Origin of the sequence: Burkholderia sp. ABCPW 11 (assembly GCF_001523445.1) — a bacterium.
Taxonomy (GTDB): domain Bacteria; phylum Pseudomonadota; class Gammaproteobacteria; order Burkholderiales; family Burkholderiaceae; genus Burkholderia.
Map to the genome: position 1 here is coordinate 103,494 of NZ_LOVM01000008.1, position 17,906 is coordinate 121,399.

18 protein-coding genes are annotated in these 17,906 nt (G+C 68.8%); 11 read left to right on the forward strand and 7 right to left on the reverse strand.

The window, feature by feature from the left end; translation table 11 throughout:
- Positions 1–33 precede the first annotated feature (33 nt).
- The 10 genes from WS61_RS04525 to WS61_RS04575 all read left to right on the forward strand — a co-directional run bounded on the left by WS61_RS04525 (position 34) and on the right by WS61_RS04575 (position 9,631).
- A complete protein-coding gene (locus WS61_RS04525) occupies positions 34–1,191 on the forward strand; it encodes a porin (RefSeq protein ID WP_034206016.1) in 1,158 nt (385 codons plus the stop codon).
- 221 nt (positions 1,192–1,412) lie between these two features.
- Complete coding sequence (locus WS61_RS04530) at positions 1,413–1,673, forward strand: DUF2866 domain-containing protein (RefSeq protein WP_011548992.1); 261 nt, start codon at positions 1,413–1,415, stop codon at positions 1,671–1,673.
- 124 nt (positions 1,674–1,797) lie between these two features.
- Positions 1,798–2,181, forward strand: a complete 384-nt coding sequence (locus WS61_RS04535) for a DUF6232 family protein (RefSeq protein ID WP_059499434.1) — start codon at positions 1,798–1,800, stop codon at positions 2,179–2,181.
- A gap of 210 nt (positions 2,182–2,391) precedes the next feature.
- The gene (locus WS61_RS04545; protein WP_059499436.1) at positions 2,392–2,619 is read left to right on the forward strand and encodes a hypothetical protein; all 228 of its coding nucleotides are present in this window, start codon (positions 2,392–2,394) and stop codon (positions 2,617–2,619) included.
- Between the two features lie 233 nt (positions 2,620–2,852).
- Positions 2,853–5,126: a TonB-dependent hemoglobin/transferrin/lactoferrin family receptor gene (locus tag WS61_RS04550; RefSeq protein WP_059499437.1), complete on the forward strand. Its 2,274-nt coding sequence runs from the start codon at positions 2,853–2,855 to the stop codon at positions 5,124–5,126.
- A 49-nt stretch (positions 5,127–5,175) separates the two neighbouring features.
- The gene (locus tag WS61_RS04555) at positions 5,176–6,267 is read left to right on the forward strand and encodes a hemin-degrading factor (RefSeq protein ID WP_059499438.1); all 1,092 of its coding nucleotides are present in this window, start codon (positions 5,176–5,178) and stop codon (positions 6,265–6,267) included.
- Positions 6,264–7,181 carry a hemin ABC transporter substrate-binding protein gene (locus WS61_RS04560; RefSeq protein WP_059499439.1) on the forward strand — a complete coding sequence of 306 codons (918 nt, stop codon included), beginning with the start codon at positions 6,264–6,266 and terminating at the stop codon, positions 7,179–7,181. The genes WS61_RS04555 and WS61_RS04560 overlap by 4 nt, the downstream gene beginning before the upstream one ends.
- 15 nt (positions 7,182–7,196) lie before the next feature.
- Positions 7,197–8,285, forward strand: a complete 1,089-nt coding sequence (locus tag WS61_RS04565; protein ID WP_059499440.1) for an iron ABC transporter permease — start codon at positions 7,197–7,199, stop codon at positions 8,283–8,285.
- A 19-nt stretch (positions 8,286–8,304) separates the two neighbouring features.
- Entirely contained in the window at positions 8,305–9,135 is an 831-nt protein-coding gene (locus tag WS61_RS04570; RefSeq protein ID WP_059499441.1) for a heme ABC transporter ATP-binding protein, read from the forward strand.
- Between the two features lie 106 nt (positions 9,136–9,241).
- Positions 9,242–9,631, forward strand: coding sequence for a VOC family protein (locus WS61_RS04575; RefSeq protein WP_059499442.1), 390 nt, complete (start codon positions 9,242–9,244; stop codon positions 9,629–9,631).
- A gap of 31 nt (positions 9,632–9,662) precedes the next feature.
- On the opposite strand, the gene WS61_RS04580 is transcribed toward WS61_RS04575, so the two are convergent.
- Entirely contained in the window at positions 9,663–10,274 is a 612-nt protein-coding gene (locus tag WS61_RS04580; RefSeq protein WP_059499443.1) for a trimeric intracellular cation channel family protein, read from the reverse strand.
- A gap of 8 nt (positions 10,275–10,282) precedes the next feature.
- Positions 10,283–12,409 (reverse strand): penicillin-binding protein 1A, encoded by a 2,127-nt coding sequence (locus WS61_RS04585; protein ID WP_059499444.1) that lies wholly within the window; start codon positions 12,407–12,409, stop codon positions 10,283–10,285.
- A gap of 242 nt (positions 12,410–12,651) precedes the next feature.
- Between WS61_RS04585 and WS61_RS04590 the strand changes: the two genes are divergently transcribed.
- On the forward strand, positions 12,652–13,446 hold the full coding sequence (locus WS61_RS04590) for an aminoglycoside phosphotransferase family protein (RefSeq protein ID WP_059499445.1): 795 nt from the start codon (positions 12,652–12,654) through the stop codon (positions 13,444–13,446).
- Between the two features lie 80 nt (positions 13,447–13,526).
- On the opposite strand, the gene WS61_RS04595 is transcribed toward WS61_RS04590, so the two are convergent.
- The 5 genes from WS61_RS04595 to WS61_RS04610 form a co-directional block, all read right to left on the reverse strand.
- Positions 13,527–14,363 carry a bifunctional allantoicase/(S)-ureidoglycine aminohydrolase gene (locus tag WS61_RS04595; protein WP_034206005.1) on the reverse strand — a complete coding sequence of 279 codons (837 nt, stop codon included), beginning with the start codon at positions 14,361–14,363 and terminating at the stop codon, positions 13,527–13,529.
- 864 nt (positions 14,364–15,227) lie between these two features.
- The gene (locus tag WS61_RS04600; RefSeq protein WP_027781621.1) at positions 15,228–15,665 is read right to left on the reverse strand and encodes a hypothetical protein; all 438 of its coding nucleotides are present in this window, start codon (positions 15,663–15,665) and stop codon (positions 15,228–15,230) included.
- A 375-nt stretch (positions 15,666–16,040) separates the two neighbouring features.
- Positions 16,041–16,700, reverse strand: a complete 660-nt coding sequence (locus tag WS61_RS04605) for an isoprenylcysteine carboxylmethyltransferase family protein (protein WP_059499446.1) — start codon at positions 16,698–16,700, stop codon at positions 16,041–16,043.
- Positions 16,701–16,850: 150 nt separating this feature from the next.
- Positions 16,851–17,027, reverse strand: coding sequence for a hypothetical protein (locus WS61_RS35145; protein WP_179949655.1), 177 nt, complete (start codon positions 17,025–17,027; stop codon positions 16,851–16,853).
- A gap of 248 nt (positions 17,028–17,275) precedes the next feature.
- Entirely contained in the window at positions 17,276–17,695 is a 420-nt protein-coding gene (locus WS61_RS04610) for an HIT family protein (protein ID WP_011548975.1), read from the reverse strand.
- Between the last annotated feature and the right edge of the window lie 211 nt (positions 17,696–17,906).

Below are 17,906 nucleotides of genomic sequence, written 5' to 3' on the forward strand. Positions count from 1 at the left end.
CTGGACACGCCATTCATTCGCTCGGAGAATCCTTTGAACAAGAAACTGTTGACCCTCGCCGCCCTGGCAGCAACGGCCGGCACGGCACACGCACAAAGCAGCGTGACCCTGTACGGCGTCATCGATGCCGGTATCAGCTATGTGAACCACAGCAAGACCGCCAACGGCGGCACGGGCAAGCTGTTCAAGTACGACGACGGCGTGGCCCAGGGCAGCCGTTGGGGCCTGCGCGGCACCGAAGACCTCGGTGGCGGCCTGAAGGCGATCTTCGTGCTCGAAAACGGCTTCAACAGCGGCAACGGCACGATCGGCCAGGGTGGCGCGATCTTCGGTCGCCAGGCTTACGTCGGCCTGAGCCAGTCGCAATACGGCACGGTCACGTTCGGCCGCCAGTACTCGTTCTCGACCGACATCCTCGGCTCGAACTACTCGACGGGCGGCAACACGGTCGCGGGTAACTACGCGTACCACGTGAACGACATCGACCAACTCACGTCGAGCCGCATCAACAACGCCGTGAAGTTCCAGAGCGCGAACTACTCGGGCTTCACGTTCGGCGCGTTGTACGGCTTCTCGAACTCGACCGACTTCGCAGGCGCACCGGCGACGACGACGGGCACGACGACGACGGCAGGCTCGTCGCGCGCATACAGCTTCGGCCTGAACTACGCGAACGGCCCGTTCTCGCTCGGCGCTGCCTACACGGACATCCGCTTCCCGAGCCAGTCGACGCCGGCCTTCTCGACGACGATCGCGAACCTGAGCACCGGCAACGTCCGCGACCTGCGCACGTACGGCGTGGGTGGCCGCTACGTCTGGGGCCCGGCGACGGCATGGCTGCTGTGGACGCGTACGCAGTTCTCGACCGTGTCGGGCGCGGGCGGCACGTTCTACAACGCATATGAAGCAGGCGCGAAGTACGCGTTCACGCCGGCACTGTCGGGCGGCCTCGGCTACACGTACACGAACGCCACGCAGAACGGCAACTCGTGGCACTGGAACCAGGTCAACGGTATCGCCGACTACGCACTCAGCAAGCGTACGGACGTGTACGGCCTGGTCGTGTACCAGCAAGCGTCGGGCAAGGGCGTGCAAGCGCAGATCGGCTCGAGCACGAGCTACTTCAACACGTCGGGCACGGGTTCGAAGAACCAGATCGCCGCACGTATCGGTATCCGTCACAAGTTCTAAAGCATCCGCTTAACTGTCCGCGCCACGCGTGGATCACGACGGCAAGCAGCGCCCCGCTTCACGCGGGGCGCTTTTTTATGGGCTTTTAAGTTTCGCTTAATTCTGGGCTGAGAGGATGCTCTCACCCCCCCTGTTGGCCGCCTGAGCATCGGCGGCTTTTTTTTTGAGACACCCCTACGGCACCGCCATCAACTGCCCACAAGACAGGATCGGAGGCCACGATGATCGAAGATACCGTTTTCAGCCATCTGCACGCGATTCTGACGTGCCAACACTCGCTGCCGGTCCAGAGTTGCCGGGTCTCGGTGGAAATGCAGCGCCCCTGGGGCCGTCCGTATCGCCTCGTCGAGTGGACGATGCATCTCGACGCACCCGCGCGGCGCCAGATCGTGCCGGCCGAATCGACCGACGAAGAGATCGCCGAGGTCGTCGCGTCGCACGTGCCGGGCCGGCTTTACGGCGACGGCCGGCTGCAGTTCTGAGCGCGTTTGCGCTCCACCCGCCTCCCGTCTTTCGGCCGCGCCGCACGCATCGTGCGGCAGTCGGTCTCGTTTGACGCGGCAACGAAACCTGCTACGCTGCGCGTTTTCGTCCACGCAACACACGATGGAAAACGCATTCAACGAACGTGGCGTCATGGTCACGCGCAACGGCCTGTCGGCCGCCGGGCAGGTATTCGCACTGCGTGACATTCGCCACGTCGACGTCGTCAAGATTCCGAAGAACCGGCTCGTGCCGTCGCTGATCTCGCTGATCGGCGCGGCCATCGCCGTCGCCGGCGGCATCGGCGCGTCGAGCGCCGCGCTGGTGGTCGGCGTGATGCTCGTCGTCGTCGGCTATCTCGCCTGGGCCACGCAGGACATCACGTATCGCCTGATGGTCGAGATGCCCGACGGCAAGCGCGAAGCGCTGTCGAGCGTCGACGCCGCGTTCGTCGAACGCGTCGCGCAGGTCGTGCGCGATGCACAGGCCGCGACGGCGGCCGGCTGATTCCATTCGCGTCGCGGCACGCTTCGGTTCGCGATCCGCGGATGCACGCGGCGCGTATCGGCTCGCGCGGCACCTCGTCGTTTCGGGCCGAGGCATCGTCGTCGAATCGGCTTCCCGCGTCACCGTCTCGCGTGCCGCGCGTGCGCGGCGACTGTCGACCGCCTAGTATGGAAAGAGCGGCCCGCCGCCGCATCGTCCGAGGAGGCCAGCATGAACGCCCAATCGCTGTCCGGCATGCTTCGCGCACAGGAACTGCTGATCGTGTCGATGATCCGCGCGCTTCCCCTTGACGAACGCCGTGCGCTCGTCGATCTCTGCACCGAACAGATCGCGTTCGCCGAACAGGCCGGTATCGAAGGCCACGGCGATCGCGCGACACACGATGCGTTCATCGCGCATGCGCGCAACCTGCTGATTCGCATCGAAGCGCTCGCTTAAGGCCCCATTTCCCCGAAATTTCCGTCCCGGCTCGCGCGAGCCGCGCATGCGAGCACTCACTCGCGTGGGTCGCTTCGTGTCCTTGTATTGATAATAATTCTCATTTACACTGACAAAATTGTCAGTTGCCTTTCAAATCGCCGTTTGCCGCATGCCGCGCGCAAACGGGCCAGCCAGGTGAACGCGTCACCCAGCCAGCCTTCGGGCTTGTTATCGTCAATGGGAGACCACCTGTGCATTGCTATACGCTGGCGCGGCGGCCGATCTGTGCCGCGCTGTTCGGCGCGTTCGGCCTGTCCGCCGCCACGGCTCACGCCGATTCGTCGCCGCAAGGCGCCACCCCGCCTGCCGCCGTCCTGACCGCCGCCGCGTCCACGCGCGGCGATGCGGCGCTGCTCGACCCCGTCACCGTCACGGCCACCCGCACCGCCACCGCGGCGAGCCGCACGGCGGCGTCCGTGTCGGTGATCACCGACGAGGATCTCGAAGCGCAGCAGGCCACCAACATCAAGGACGCGCTGCGCTACGAGCCCGGCATCACGGTGCGCCGCACCGCGTACCGGCCCGGCAGCGCCGCGCTCGGCGGCGGCCGCGACGGCGATTCGAGCATCAACATCCGCGGCCTCGAAGGCAATCGCGTGCTGCTGATGGAAGACGGCATCCGCCTGCCGAACGCGTTCTCGTTCGGGCCGCTCGAAGCGGGTCGCGGCGGCTACGCCGATCTCGACACGCTCAAGCGCATCGAGATCCTGCGCGGGCCGGCGTCGGCGCTCTACGGCAGCGACGGCCTGACCGGCGCGGTGAACTTCATCACGAAAGACCCGCGCGACCTGCTGTCGATCCACGACAAACCCTATTACTTCTCGTTCCGGCCGAGCTACGACTCGACCGACCGCAGCATCGGCGCGACCGTGTCGGCAGCAGGCGGCAACGACCGCATCCAGGGGATGATCATCGCCGACGGCCGGCGCGGCCACGAGGTCGACACGCGCGGCGGCAACAACTCGGCGAGCACGCTGCGCACGACGTCGAACCCGCAGGACGTCTATTCGGAATCGCTGCTCGGCAAGCTCGTGCTGACGCCGACTGCGCGCGACACGGTCAAGCTCACCGCCGAAACGGTGCAGCGGCGCGTGAGCACGGACGTGCTCTCCGCGATCAATGCGCCGGCGACGCTCGGCCTCACGACTCACGACCGGCTCGAGCGCAATCGCTTCAGCGTCGACTACGACTTCCGCGACGACGCATTCCGCTGGTTCCAGACCGCGCACGTGCAGTTCTACTACCAGGACGCGAAGCAGGACCAGTACGCGTTCGAGACGCGCAGTGCGCCGCTGAAATCGCGCTCGCGCGACAACCAGTACAAGGAACGCACGTTCGGCGGCGCCGCGTTCGCCGAAAGCGGCTTCGCGACCGGCCCGCTCGCGCACAAGCTGCTGTACGGCGTGGACGGCAGCCTGTCGCGCGTGACGAACATGCGCGACGGCACGGTGCCGGGCGTCGGCGAAGCGTTCCCGAACAAGGCGTTCCCCGACACCGACTACACGCTGTTCGGCGCGTTCGTGCAGGACCAGATCGGCTACGGCCGCCTGCTCGTCACGCCGGGCCTGCGCTTCGACACGTACCGGCTGAGCCCGACCGAAAACGATCCGCTGTTCACCGGCAAGGCCGTGTCGACGAGCGCGAACGAACTGTCCCCGCGCGTCGCCGTGCTCTACGAGATCACGCCTGCGGTCATTCCGTACGTGCAGTACGCGCACGGCTTCCGCGCGCCGACGCCCGACCAGGTGAACAGCAGCTTCTCGAATCCGGTGTACGGCTACACGTCGATCGGCAATCCGAACCTGAAGCCCGAAACCAGCGACACGTTCGAAGCCGGCCTGCGCGGCAAGGCCGGCACCGGCTACGGCGTCGTGCGCTACAGCGCGGCCGCGTTCACCGGCCGCTACCGCAACTTCATCTCGCGCACGACGATCGCCGGCAGCGGCCGCCCGGTCGACCCGTTCGTGTTCCAGTACGTGAACTTCGCCGACGCGCGCATCCACGGCCTCGAAGGCCGCGCCGAATGGGTGATGCCGAACGGCATCACGCTGAAGACGGCGATGGCGTTCACGAAAGGCTCGACGCAGAACGACGGCGCGGCCAGCCAGCCGCTCAACACCGTGAACCCGTTCTCGGCCGTGTTCGGCGTGCGGTACGAACCGGGCGAACGCTGGTTCGTGCAGACCGACCTGCTGTTCCAGGCCGCCAAACGCGACAAGGACATCGACAAGTCCGACTGTTCGAACAAGGCGTGCTTCACGCCGCCGTCGTCGTTCGTCGTCGACCTGCGCGGCGGCTACCGCTTCAACAAGCACGTGAGCGCGACGATCGGCATCCGCAACCTGTTCGACCGCAAGTACTGGAACTGGTCGGACGTGCGCGGCATCGCGGCCGATTCACAGGTGCTCGATGCGTATTCGTCGCCCGGCCGCACGGTCGCCGTCAGCATGAAAGTGGATTTCTGATGCGCGGTGCCCGCGCTGCCACCCCAACCGTTACTTGAAGGAGTCCGACATGATGCCATCCGCCCTTCCCGGTCAATCGGCCACGCCGGCCCGCGCGGCCGCCGCGCTGCGCGACGCGTTCATCAAGCTCAAGACCGAGCGCCAACTGCGCAACCGCGACGTCGCACAGGCGCTCGGCGTCAGCGAAGCCGAGGCGCTCGCCGCATTCGTCGGCGAGCACGTCGTGCGGCTCGACGCGCGCTTTCCGACGATGTTCGAGGAAATGCCGCGTCTCGGCCGCGTGATGGCGCTCACGCGCAACGACACGGCCGTCCACGAAAAAGACGGCGAGTACGCGCAGATGAGCCACGACGGCCCCGTCGGCCTCGCGCTCGGCGACATCGACCTGCGCATCTTCTATCGTCACTGGGTGTCGGCGTTCGCGGTGCGCGACGAAACCGCGCACGGCCCGCTGAAGAGCCTGCAGTTCTTCGACGCGCAGGGCCATGCGATCCACAAGGTCTACCTGCGCGCGCACAGCGATCATGCCGCATACGACGCGTTCGTCGAACGCTGGCGCGCGCCGTCGCAGGAGCCGGGCCTCGAGGTCGCGCCCGCCGCGCCGAAAACGCCCGAGCGCGCGGACACCGAGATCGACGTCGCGGGCTTTCGCGCCGCGTGGGACGCGATGACCGACACGCACCAGTTCTTCGGCATCACGCAGCGCTTCGGCGTGAGCCGCATGCAGGCGCTGCGCCTCGCCGATCCGCAATACGCGTATCCGGTCGAAACCGCGCATGCGTTGCGCCACGTGCTCGAACAGGCGGCCAAAAGCGGCCAGCCGATCATGGTGTTCGTCGGCAACGCGGGGATGATCCAGATCCATACGGGCCCCGTCGCGAACGTGCGCGAGGTCGGCGCGTGGATCAACGTGCTCGATCCGGGTTTCAACCTGCATGTGCGCGAAGACCTGATCGCCGCCGCCTGGGTCGTGAAGAAGCCGACGAGCGACGGCATCGTCACGTCGCTCGAGCTGTTCGACCGGCAGGGCGACCATGTCGCGCTGCTGTTCGGCGAACGCAAGCCGGGAAAGGTCGAACGCGACGACTGGCGCGCGCTCGTCGCGACGCTGCCGCCGGCCGCACGCGGAGCCGCGCGGTGAGCGCGCGGCCATTCGATCCGCGCCGCCGTACGCTGCTGGCCGGCGCGGCGGCCGGCGCGCTCGCGGCGGGGCTGCCCGGTAGCGTGCTCGCACAAGTTGCGCCCGCCGCACCGAAGCGCGTGATCGTGATCGGCGGTGCGCTCGCGGAGACCGCGTTCGCGCTCGGCGGCGCCGAGACGCCGCGTTACCGGCTCGTCGGCGCCGACACGACCTGCACGTATCCCGACGCCGCGAAGCGCCTGCCGAAGATCGGCTACCAGCGCGCGCTGTCGGCCGAAGGGCTGCTGTCGCTGCGGCCCGATCTCGTGCTGGCATCGGCGGAAGCCGGCCCGCCGACGGCGATCGCGCAGGTGAAAGGCGCCGGCGTGACGGTGACGACGTTCGACGAACACCACGACGTCGAATCGGTGCGCGCGAAGATCGCCGGCGTCGCGCAGGCGCTCGACGTGCGCGACGCCGGCGCCGCGCTGCTGCGGCGTTTCGATCGCGACTGGCAGGCCGCGCGCGACGCGGTCGCCGCGCGCGTGCCCGGCGGCGCGCAGCCGCCACGCGTGCTGTTCGTGCTGAACCATACCGGCACCCAGGCGCTCGTCGCCGGCCAGCGCACCGCCGCCGACGCGATGATCCGCTATGCGGGCGGGCGCAACGCGATGCAGGGCTTCGATCACTACAAGCCGCTGACGACCGAGGCGCTCGCGGCGGCCGCACCCGACGTCGTGCTGATCTCCGACGAAGGGCTGGCGGCCGTCGGCGGTCACGCCGCGCTGCTCGCGACACCCGGCTTCGGCGCGACGCCGGCCGGCCGCGCGCGGCGCGTCGTCTCGCTCGACGCGCTGTTCCTGCTCGGCTTCGGCCCGCGCCTGCCGCTCGCCGTCACGACCCTGCATCGACGCCTGTCGGATGCGCTCGCCTGATTCCGGATCGACCCGATGCCCGCTCACGTTTCGCCCTTCAACGCGCCATCGTCCGCCTCGCGCGCCGGCGCCGCGCGCATCGGCACGTCACGCCGCTTCGCGCCGTTCGTCCTGGCCGCGCTCGCCGTTCTGGTGGGCGCGATGTCCGTCGTCGCGCTGTGCGTCGGCGCGTACCGCATCCCGCTGGCGCAAGCCTGGGCCGCACTGAGCGGCGACGCAGCCGCGCAACAGGCGCGCGCCGTGCTGTTCGACATCCGCGCACCGCGCGTCGCGCTCGCGCTGCTGGTCGGCGGCGGCTTCGGCGCAACCGGCGCCGCAATGCAGGCGCTGTTCCGCAATCCGCTCGCCGATCCGGGACTCGTCGGCGTGTCGAGCGGCGCCGCGCTCGGCGCGACCGTGCTGATCGTGCTCGGTCCCGCGCTCTTCGCCGCACACGCGAGCGCGGCCGCGCTGCCGGTTGCCGCGTTCGCGGGCGGCCTCGCGGTCGCGGCGCTCGTCTACCGGCTGGCCGCATCGCGCGGCCGGCTTGCGCTGCCGCTGCTGCTGCTCGCCGGCATCGCAATCAATGCGCTGGCCGGCGCGGCGATCGGGCTGCTCACGTTCGTCGCCGACGATGCACAGCTGCGTTCGCTGACCTTCTGGAGCCTCGGCAGCCTCGGCGGCGCGCAATGGTCGACGCTGGCGGCCGTCGCGCCGTGCGTCGCGCTCGGCTGCATGCTGCTCGTGCGCGAACGCGATGCGCTGAATGCGCTGCAGCTCGGCGAAACCGAAGCGCTGCATCTCGGCGTACCCGTGCAGCAACTGAAGCGGCGCGTGCTCGTCGCGGTCGCGCTCGCCGTGGGCGCGCTCGTGTCGTGCGTGGGCATCGTCGGCTTCATCGGGCTCGTCGCGCCGCATTGCGTGCGCCTCGCGTGCGGTCCCGACCAGCGCATCGTGTTGCCCGGCGCCGCATTGCTCGGCGCGTTGCTGACGCTCGCGGCCGATCTCGCCGCGCGCACCGTCGCCGCGCCCGCCGACATTCCGCTCGGCGTGCTGACCGCGCTGCTCGGCGCACCGTTCTTCCTCGCGCTGCTGTGGAAGAACCGCGGCGCGCTCGGCGGGTAATCCCTTCTTCACGACGACCATGCTGACCGCCCACCACCTCGACGTCACTCGCCGGCACGGCACGATCCTGCGCGACCTGTCGCTGTCGATCGAACCCGGCCGCGTGACGGCGCTGCTCGGCCGCAACGGCGCGGGCAAGAGCACGCTGCTGAAAACCTTCGCCGGCGAGCTGACCGGCAGCGTCGCGCCGAACGGCGTGCGCGTGACGGGCGACGTCACGCTGAACGGCGAACCGCTCGCGCGCATCGACGCGCGGCGGCTCGCGTGCCTGCGCGCGGTGCTGCCGCAGGCCGCGCAGCCGGCCTTCCCGTTCAGCGTCGACGAAATCGTGCTGCTCGGCCGCTATCCGCATGCGCGGCGCGGCGGTGTGCGGCACGTAATCGCACACCGCGATCGCGACATCGCGTGGCGCGCGCTCGAACGCGCGGGCGCCGATGCGCTCGTCGGCCGCGACGTCACGACGCTGTCGGGCGGCGAACTCGCGCGCGTGCAGTTCGCCCGCGTCCTCGCGCAGCTGTGGCCCGACCACCACACGACGGAACCCGGCCCGCGTTACCTGCTGCTCGATGAGCCGACCGCCGCGCTCGATCTCGCGCACCAGCACCGCCTGCTCGATACCGTGCGCGCCATCGCGCGCGAATGGCAGCTCGGCGTGCTCGCGATCGTCCACGATCCGAACCTCGCCGCGCGGCATGCAGATGCGATCGCGATGCTCGTCGGCGGCACGATCGTCGCGCATGGCGCACCGCGCGACGTGATGACGCCTGCCCATATCGCGCGGTGCTATGGCTTCGCGGTGAAGATGGTGGAAACCGGCGACGGGACGCCGCCGGTGATGGTGCCCGCGTAGCGCGGGGGCGCGTATCGCAGGATCGTTGCGTCGCTCGATGTCGTACGCTGCCTTTGGCTGCGGCGTTCTTTCCAGATCCGTCGTATCTCCCCTTCGAGGAGCCCCCGTGCCGCTTCCGATGACCCGCATCATCCTGTACGTCCGCAACGTCGCGTTGCTGAAGGCGTTCTATCGACGGCATTTCGCGCTGCCCGTCATCGAGGAAATCGACGGCGAATGGGCCGTACTCGACGCGGGCGCGATCGAACTCGCGCTGCATCGGGCCGGCCCGGCGTTCCGCCATGCGGCCGCATCGGCAAGCACGAACGCGAACGCGGCCGCCGGCAACGTGAAGCTCGTATTCACGATCGACGCCGATATCGACGCGTATCGCGACCGGCTCGCCCGCGACGGCGTGACCGTGCGCGCGCTGAAGCGCTACGACGGCTTCCCGTACCGGATGGTCGACGGCATCGATCCGGAAGGGAACGTCTTTCAGGTGATGCAGCCGGACTGAATGCCGGCCCGGCAGGCACGGGCGCGAGCACTCAATGCTCGACGTCCGCCGCGCCGAAGCTGCGCATCTTCCAGCCGAGCCGCACGGCGAGCATCCGCATCGAGAAACCGGCCGCCAGAGCGACGAGCGTCGCGAATCCCGCGTCGATGCCGAGATGCTGCATCCCGACATACAGCGCGCCCGTAACGAACGCGACGCTCGCATACAGTTCCTCGCGCAGGATCAGCGGCATCTCGTTGCACAGCAGGTCGCGCAGCATCCCGCCGCACACGCCCGTGATCGCGCCGGCCAGCACGACGATGATCGGCGCCGTGCCGGTCGACGCGCCGACGTCGCAGCCGATGATCGTGAACGCCGCGAGGCCGATCGCATCGACGGTGACGAACAGCGTCTTCATCCGCGCGACGTGCCGCGCCGCCCACGACGCGACGGTCGCCGCAACGAGCGTGATCACCAGGTATTCGGGATGCGCGATCCAGCCGAGCGGATAGTGGCCGAGCAGCACGTCGCGCACGGTGCCGCCGCCGAGCGCCGTCACCGCGCCCACGAGCGCGAGCCCGAAGCGGTCCATCCCGCGGCGCATGCCCATCAGCGCCCCCGACATCGCTTCCGCGACGATCGCAATCAGATAGAGCGTATGCATGGCGCGCGTCAGTCGTCGGTCCGGAACAGGTCGAGCACGCGTTCGCGCTCGGCCGCATCGACGGCGACAGGCATCGGTGCGTCGCGCTTGCCGTGGTCGGCCGGCGCATCCGGCGCATCGACGGCTGCCGCGCCGCCGCATGCAAAGCGGCTGCGGATATACGGCGGCACGTCGGCCGTGCACGTGCCGCGCGTGTATTCGGCGTAGACGAAATCGCCGTCGACGAGCGCGACGTCCTGCGGCGGCGTCGCAGCGACCGGCGTGCGCCCGTCGACGGCCGTCTTCATGTAGTCGAGCCAGACCGGCAGCGCCAGCGTCGCGCCGGTCGCGCGCCCCATCGGGCGCGGCGTGTCGTAGCCGAGCCACGCGACCGCGACGATGCCCGACGAGTAGCCGGCGAACCATACGTCCTTCGACCCGTTCGACGTGCCCGTCTTGCCCGCCGTGTCGTCACGCCGCAGCGCGAGCGCGCCGCGCGCGGTGCCGGCCCGCACGACGTCGCGCAGCATGCTGTCCATCACGAACGCATTGCGCGCCGATACGACCCGCTCGCCCGCCGGCACGGTCGCCTCGTACATCGCGCCGCCGTGGCGCTGCTTCACCGACAGGATCAGGCGCGGCTCCATCCGCGTCCCGCCGTTCGCGAACACGCCGTATGCGCTCGCGAGTTCGAGCGGCGTCACGGCGCCCGCGCCGAGCGCGAGCGGCAGCGACGCCGGATTGCGCTGCGCGTCGAAGCCGAAACGCACCGCGTGCTGCTGCACGTAGCGCGCGTCGGCGGCCTGCATCAGGCTGACCGCGACCAGGTTCTTCGAGCGCACGAGCCCGCGCCGCACCGGGATGAAGCCTTCGTAGCGATTGCCGAAATTACGCGGACGCCACGGCCGCGCGCCGGTTTCCGCGTGCGTGAGCGTGCGCTGCGTATCGTCGACGAGCACGCCGGGGAAGTAGCCCTTCTCCAGCGCGGCCGAATAGACGAACGGCTTGAAGCTCGAGCCCGGCTGGCGATACGCCTGCAGTGCATGGTCGAACACGTTGCGGTCGAAATCCGCGCCGCCGACCAGCGCGAGCATGTCGCCGGTGGCCGCATCGAGCGACACGAGCGCGCCTTCGAGCCCGTTGCGCATGTCGCGCTTCGCGCGCGGCTGCCGGCTCAGCGTACGCTCGAGCGCGGCTTCGGCCGCGCGCTGGTCGCGCATCGAGATCGTCGTCGTCACGTCGAGGCCCAACGTGTACGCGTCGTCGTGAAACCGCTCGACCATCATGCGGCGCGCGCGCTCGGCAACGTACGGGGCCGCGACGATCCCCGGCGGCGGCGTGGTCGCCAGCACGATCGGCGCGTCGACGGCCGTGCGATACGCCGCGTCGTCGAGCTGGCCGAGCGCATGCATCCGGCCGAGCACGTAGTTGCGCCGCGCGGTCGCGCGCGCCGGGTTGACGACCGGATTGAACGCGGACGGCGCCTTCGGCAACCCGGCGAGCACAGCCGCCTCGCCCGCGCTCAGCGCATCGAGCGGCTTGCCGAAGTACACGTGCGCGGCCGCCGCGAAGCCGTACGCGCGCTCGCCCAGATAGATCTCGTTCATGTACAGCTCGAGCAGCTTGTCCTTGCTGTATTCGCGTTCGAGCTTGGCCGCCATCAGGATCTCGGCGAGCTTGCGGCTCAGCACCTTGTCGCGCGTCAGGTAGAAGTTGCGTGCGACCTGCATCGTGATCGTGCTGCCGCCTTGCCCCGGCTGCCCGGTGACGACGTTCGCGAACGTCGCGCGCGCGAGGCCGCCCACATCGACCGGGCCGTGTTCGTAGAATTTCGCGTCCTCGGCCGCGAGCAGCGCATGCCGCATCAGCGGCGGGATGCGTTCGAGCGGCACGAACTCGCGCCGCTCGACGCCGTATTCGGCCAGCAGGTCGCCGTCGCGCGAGAAGATCCGCAGCGGCAGCGCGGGACGATAGACGGCCAGGTGTTCGACGGACGGCAACTGCGTCCAGATGCGATCGATCGTCCATGCGCCGATGCCTGCGCACGCAAGCGTCAGGCCGAGCAGCGCGCCCGCGAGCGTACGCCATACGCGACGGCGGCGCGGCGGTGCGGATGGAGGCGCGGGCGGCGGCGGACTGGCGGTGGGGTCGGTCATGTCGGGCTCCTTCTTCAATGCCGCGACGGCCGGCGCGCGAGCGGCGCCGATCGGTCGCGAAAGGCGCGCATTGTCGAAGGGATCACGTGAAACCGGAACATTCTTTAGCCAAAGTTTGGCTGGCTAAATTTTATTTAGGAAAGCGCTTTGGGGCCGGCTCGCGCCGTGTATGCGGGTCTGCGGCACGTCGTCGCGACCGAGCGCACCGGGCGCATGAACCGGTTCGCTTGTACCATCGTCGGATGTTCGATCGATATCTCGACCTGTGGGGCCTCGCCCCCGACGGCGGCCCGATCCTGACCGCGAGCGGCGGCCTGTTGCCGGTCGTCTGGCACGCGCGGCCCGCGATGCTGAAAGTCGCCACCTGCGACGAAGAGCGCCGCGGCAATGCGCTGATGACCTGGTGGAACGGGCAAGGCGCCGCGCAGGTGTGGCGGCACGACGGCGACGCGATCCTGCTCGAACGCGCGCAGCCGGCGCCGTCGCTGGCCGCGTTGTCGGCGGCGGGCCACGACGACGACACGATGCGCATCGCCTGCGACGTCGTCGCGCGGCTGCACGCGCATCGTGCGCCGCAGGTGCCTGCGGTCGTGCCGCTGCACGACTGGTTCTACGCGCTGCTGTCGAGCGATGCCGACAACGACACGCTGCGCCGCTCCGCAACGAGCGCACGCCAGTTGCTGGCCGAGCCATCCGTCGACGAAGTCGTGCTGCACGGCGACATCCACCACGGCAACATCCTTCATTTCGGCGATCGCGGCTGGCGCGCGATCGACCCGAAAGGGCTGCGCGGCGAGCGCACGTTCGATTACGCGAACCTGTTCTGCAATCCCGCGCACGACATCGCGGTCGATCCGGTGCGTTTCGAGCGGCGCGTCGTGCTCGTGGCCGACGCGGCGCAACTCGACCGGCGGCGGTTGCTGCAATGGATACTCGCGTGGTCGGGGCTGTCGGCCATATGGTTGATCGAAGACGATCTGCCGCCCGATACGCGGCTGCAGGTCGCCGCGCTGGCTGCGGCCGCGCTTGACCGGTAACCCCACACCGCGCGCATCGCCGATGAAAAAAGCCCACCGGCTCACACCGGCGGGCTTTCGCGTCCCACTTGCGCGGCGCTTCAGCGCGCCGGGTTCAGCGTCAGGTTCATGTGACGATTCACATCCTTGTACAGCAGATAACGGAACCGCCCAGGCCCGCCCGAATAGCACGCCTGCGGGCAGAACGCGCGCAGCCACATGAAGTCGCCGGCTTCCACCTCGACCCAGTCCTGGTTCAGGCGATAAACGGCCTTGCCTTCCAGCACGTACAGGCCGTGCTCCATCACGTGCGTTTCGGCGAACGGAATCACGCCGCCCGGCTCGAACGTCACGATGTTCACGTGCATGTCGTGACGCATGTCGCTCATGTCGACGAAGCGCGTCGTCACCCATGCGCCGTTGGTGCCCGGCATCGGGATCGGCTCGACGTCCTGCTCGTTGGTCACGAACGCTTCGGGCAGCGGAATGCCGTCGACGGCCTGGTAATGCTTGCGGATCCAGTGGAAACGCACCGCCGCATCGCTGACGTTGTGCAGCGTCCAGTCCGCGCCCGGCGGAATGAACGCGTAGCCGCCCGGCTTCAGCGTGTGCTGCTTGCCTTGCAGCGTCAGCTCGGCTTCGCCTTCGACGACGAACAGCACGGCTTCGGCGTTCTTGTCCTGCTCGGGCTTGTCGCTGCCGCCGCCCGGATTCACTTCGACGATGTACTGCGAGAAGGTTTCCGCGAAACCCGACAGCGGGCGGGCGATCACCCACAGGCGCGTGTGGGTCCAGAACGGCAGCCAGCTCGTGACGATGTCGCGCATCACACCCTTCGGAATCACCGCGTACGCCTCGGTGAACATCGCGCGATCGGTCAGCAGATCCGTTTGCGGCGGGTGGCCGCCGTGCGGCGCGTAATACGTTGTCTTAGACATATTGCATCCAGGCAATGGGTTGGTCCGGCCCCGGGCGCAAACGGCATCGGGCGGTTCGCATACGCGTGGGGCACGCATGCGGCGGCGGGACATCGTTGCCGGGGTGGCTTGAAAGCGCATGCGCCTTCGATCGGTCGGCCAGGCTTCGCGTCGGGTCCGTCCGGTTCGGGGGACGCGGCGGGCCGGGTCGTCGGGCCGGCGGCCGGGCCGCCGCACTCGCGATCATGCGGCGAGGCGCGGACGACGGCACGGTTCGACTCCGTACGCGAGCATCGCCGACGATAGCGAAGTCGATCGCGATCGACCAATTAAATGTTGCGATGACATCCATTCGATTTACCACTACCCGGCGGCGCCTGCGACGCGCGGTCGGGAGGCGTCGCGAGGCGCGCTGACTATCAGGGAAATCCTGACGGTCGCGACGTTCGTGCAATGCGTCCATACACGGCAACGCGGCGCGCAAGCGACGGTCTCGGTGCATTTCGTGACGCGGATCGAAGTCGGTTGCTACGTGCGCGGCAGCGGATCGCTGCGGCAGGATCGCGGGAGACGATCAGGTCAAGTCAGGTTGGAACGAGTCGACGTGTCGAAGGAAAAGCAGATGTCGTTCGGCCGATCCTGTGCGGACGCATTCGGACGCGTTACGACGCGGCGACTGGTGTCGTCGAGAAACGGGCAAAACGGCGGGAGGAGAATGGCCGGCCGTCGATCGGGCACATGACAGCGGCTGATGCAGTTGGAGGACAATCGCCAGTCTGGCCGGCGAAGCGGCCCGGCAGGACGCCGGGCTGAAGCTCGCGTCGGGATGCCGACGCCGTCGGCGCGCCGGTGCGCGGCTCGCGCACCGTACCGCGCCAGCGGCGATCAGTCCCAGTCGCGGTGGTGACGATGCTTGCGGTGACGGTAGCCGCGGTCGCCGTGATCGCGATCGTACGAACTGCGCGACATGTTGCCGCCGAGTGCCGCGCCGGCGCCGCCGCCGACTGCCGCGCCCAGCAGGCCGCCCGTACGGCCGCCCATCGCGTTGCCTGCGGCGGTACCTGCGCCGCCGCCAAGGGCGCCGCCGATGATCGCGCCGGTGCGCTCGCGACGGTTCGACGTCACCGCGCCGCCGGCGCCGCCGCCGATCGCGCCGCCGATGACGGAGCCGGTGCTGCCGCCGACCGCGCCGCCGACCGCTGCGCCGGCAACCCCGCCGAGCGCGCCGCCGAGCGCGTTGTTCAAGTCACCGGCCACTGCCGGCAGTGCGGTCGCGCCGGTCAGCACGGCGACGACGAGAGCGGGGGCGATTTTCTTCCACATTCCCGTATTCTTCCTTGTTCGCAATTCTGGTTATCGAAGTCCGCTCGTTACGACGATCTGAATCGATCGACGTCGGGCCAGGCATTGTGCCGAACCGCGGACCAATTCATTTCAATGAGCTTGCGGCGAAGAATAGCACCGGTCCCGCATTCCTGCCGTGGACATTCTGGTAACAAGTTGTTTACGAATCACGCATGTCGAACGCGTACCGGAAATCGCTCGAAATCCTTGCTGGTATTGACTCAAGCAAGGGTCCGGCCCCACACCGACGCAGACCGCTCATGCGCGCGAACGCACGTTTGAGACACACGTGGCAACACATCTGCACATGCCGTAAGCGGCCTCCAAACGGTGGGCGGAGAAAAGTTGACGGGGTCAGTACACACCGGGCAGCAACCGCCACGTCCGCGCGCAGTACGCGTCGTATTCGGCGCCGAATTGCGAACGCAGCAATGCCTCCTCCGAACGGATCCGTGCAACGAGCGGCACCAGCATCAGGGCGACCAGCAGCACGCCGATGCCCGAGCGAAACGCCAGCGCCCAGCCAAGCGAATTGACGAGCAGACCGAGATAGCTCGGATTGCGGATGCGGCTGTAGACGCCGCCCGTCACGAGCGTATGGCCCGGCTGGATCGCGACGAGCCCGCTGAAGCGCTTGCCGAGCACGAACACGGGCCAGATGCGCAGCACGCCGCCCGCGATGTACAGCACGACGCCGGTCCAGCGCACGGTGTCGCCGCCGAAGGTCCAGACGTCGAGCCGGTCGGTCAGCGCGGGCAAGTACGCGAGCAGGAAGCCGCTCGCCGCGAACGCCGCGAGCACCCAGCGATTGTCGCGGTTCTCGCGCTCGCCGCTGCTCAGGTTGCCTTCGGTGAACAGTGCGGCGACGGCCATCGCGAACGTCGCGACGACGACGACGATCAACGGCGGATGCGAGAAGAACGCGGCGAACCCGCCGCTGCCGAGCACGGCGAGCCCGAGGTAGACGAGCGTGGCGACGCTCGACAGGACGACGAGCTTGGGGGTAACTGTCATGATGACGGCCTCGCGGGGGCGTGCTTTCCCGTGAAGTATAGGAACTGCACACACCCGGTGCCGTGCGCCGCCGTCATGCGGCGCGCGCATCGTCAAGCCGCACGCGGCCAACCGGGGCCGGTATGGCCCGGGCTGGCGCACTGCGGCGGATCAGCGGATGCGGAAGTGGCCGCCGATTCCGATGCTGACGGGCGGCGCGTAGTACGCGGGCGCATAGCCGTAGCCGTACCCGTAGTAAGCCGGCGCGGGCGCGTAACCGTATGGCGGCGCGACGTAGCAGCCGGACAGGCCGGCGATCAGGGCAAGCGTAATGAGAAGTCTGGACATGGCTCGGTTCCCGGCGCGAAAGACGAATGGCACCGCGCGAAGGCCGTGCCGCCGCGACGGGCGGCGGCCGGCACGAAGAGGCGATCCGCCCTTCCTGTCGCTCGATGAAACAATGCGCGGAGTCTAGCGCCGGGCCCGGCCGGCCGAGTTTCCCGGCCGGTTACACGTGTTACCTGGTGTGACCGCTGAAACAGGCTCGGGCGGCACGGCGGCCGGTGGACGGCGGCTGCACCGGGTGCGTCGGGCCGTTACACGAAGCGGGCGCGGATGCGCTGCGCGAGCGCTTCGAGCGTCGCCGCGTCGGCGACGTCGCGCGCATGCATCCGCAGCTCCGCGCCTTCCCAGCGCGGAATCACGTGGAAATGCACGTGCGGGACCGTCTGGCCAGCGGCCGCGCCGTTGAACTGGCCGATGAACACGCCGTCCGGCTCGAGCGCCGCGCGCACTGCCGCCGCGACGCGCTGCGTCATGCGGATGCCGGCCGCGGCCGCATCGCCGGACAGCTCGAAGATCTGCGCGGCCGGCTCCTTCGGAATCACGAGCACGTGGCCGTCGGCCTGCGGCATCAGATCCATGATCGCGAGCGTCGCGTCGTCTTCGGCGACCTTCACGCAGGGCAGTTCGCCGCGCAGGATCCTGGCGAACGGGTTGTTGTTGTCATAGGACATGGCGTTTTCCGATCTCGGTTGGACAGTGGAACGGGGAGAGAGCAATGCCGGACGATTATCGGCCGATGGCCGGCCCGATATCAACTCGCCGATCGCACGACGCCGGCCGGCCTGTCGGGCACGCGGCAGCGCGAACGCACGCGGCCGTCATCGCGCGTCACGCGGCTGCGATTGCAACGCCTCGCCCGAACCTGCGACACTGCCGGATCGT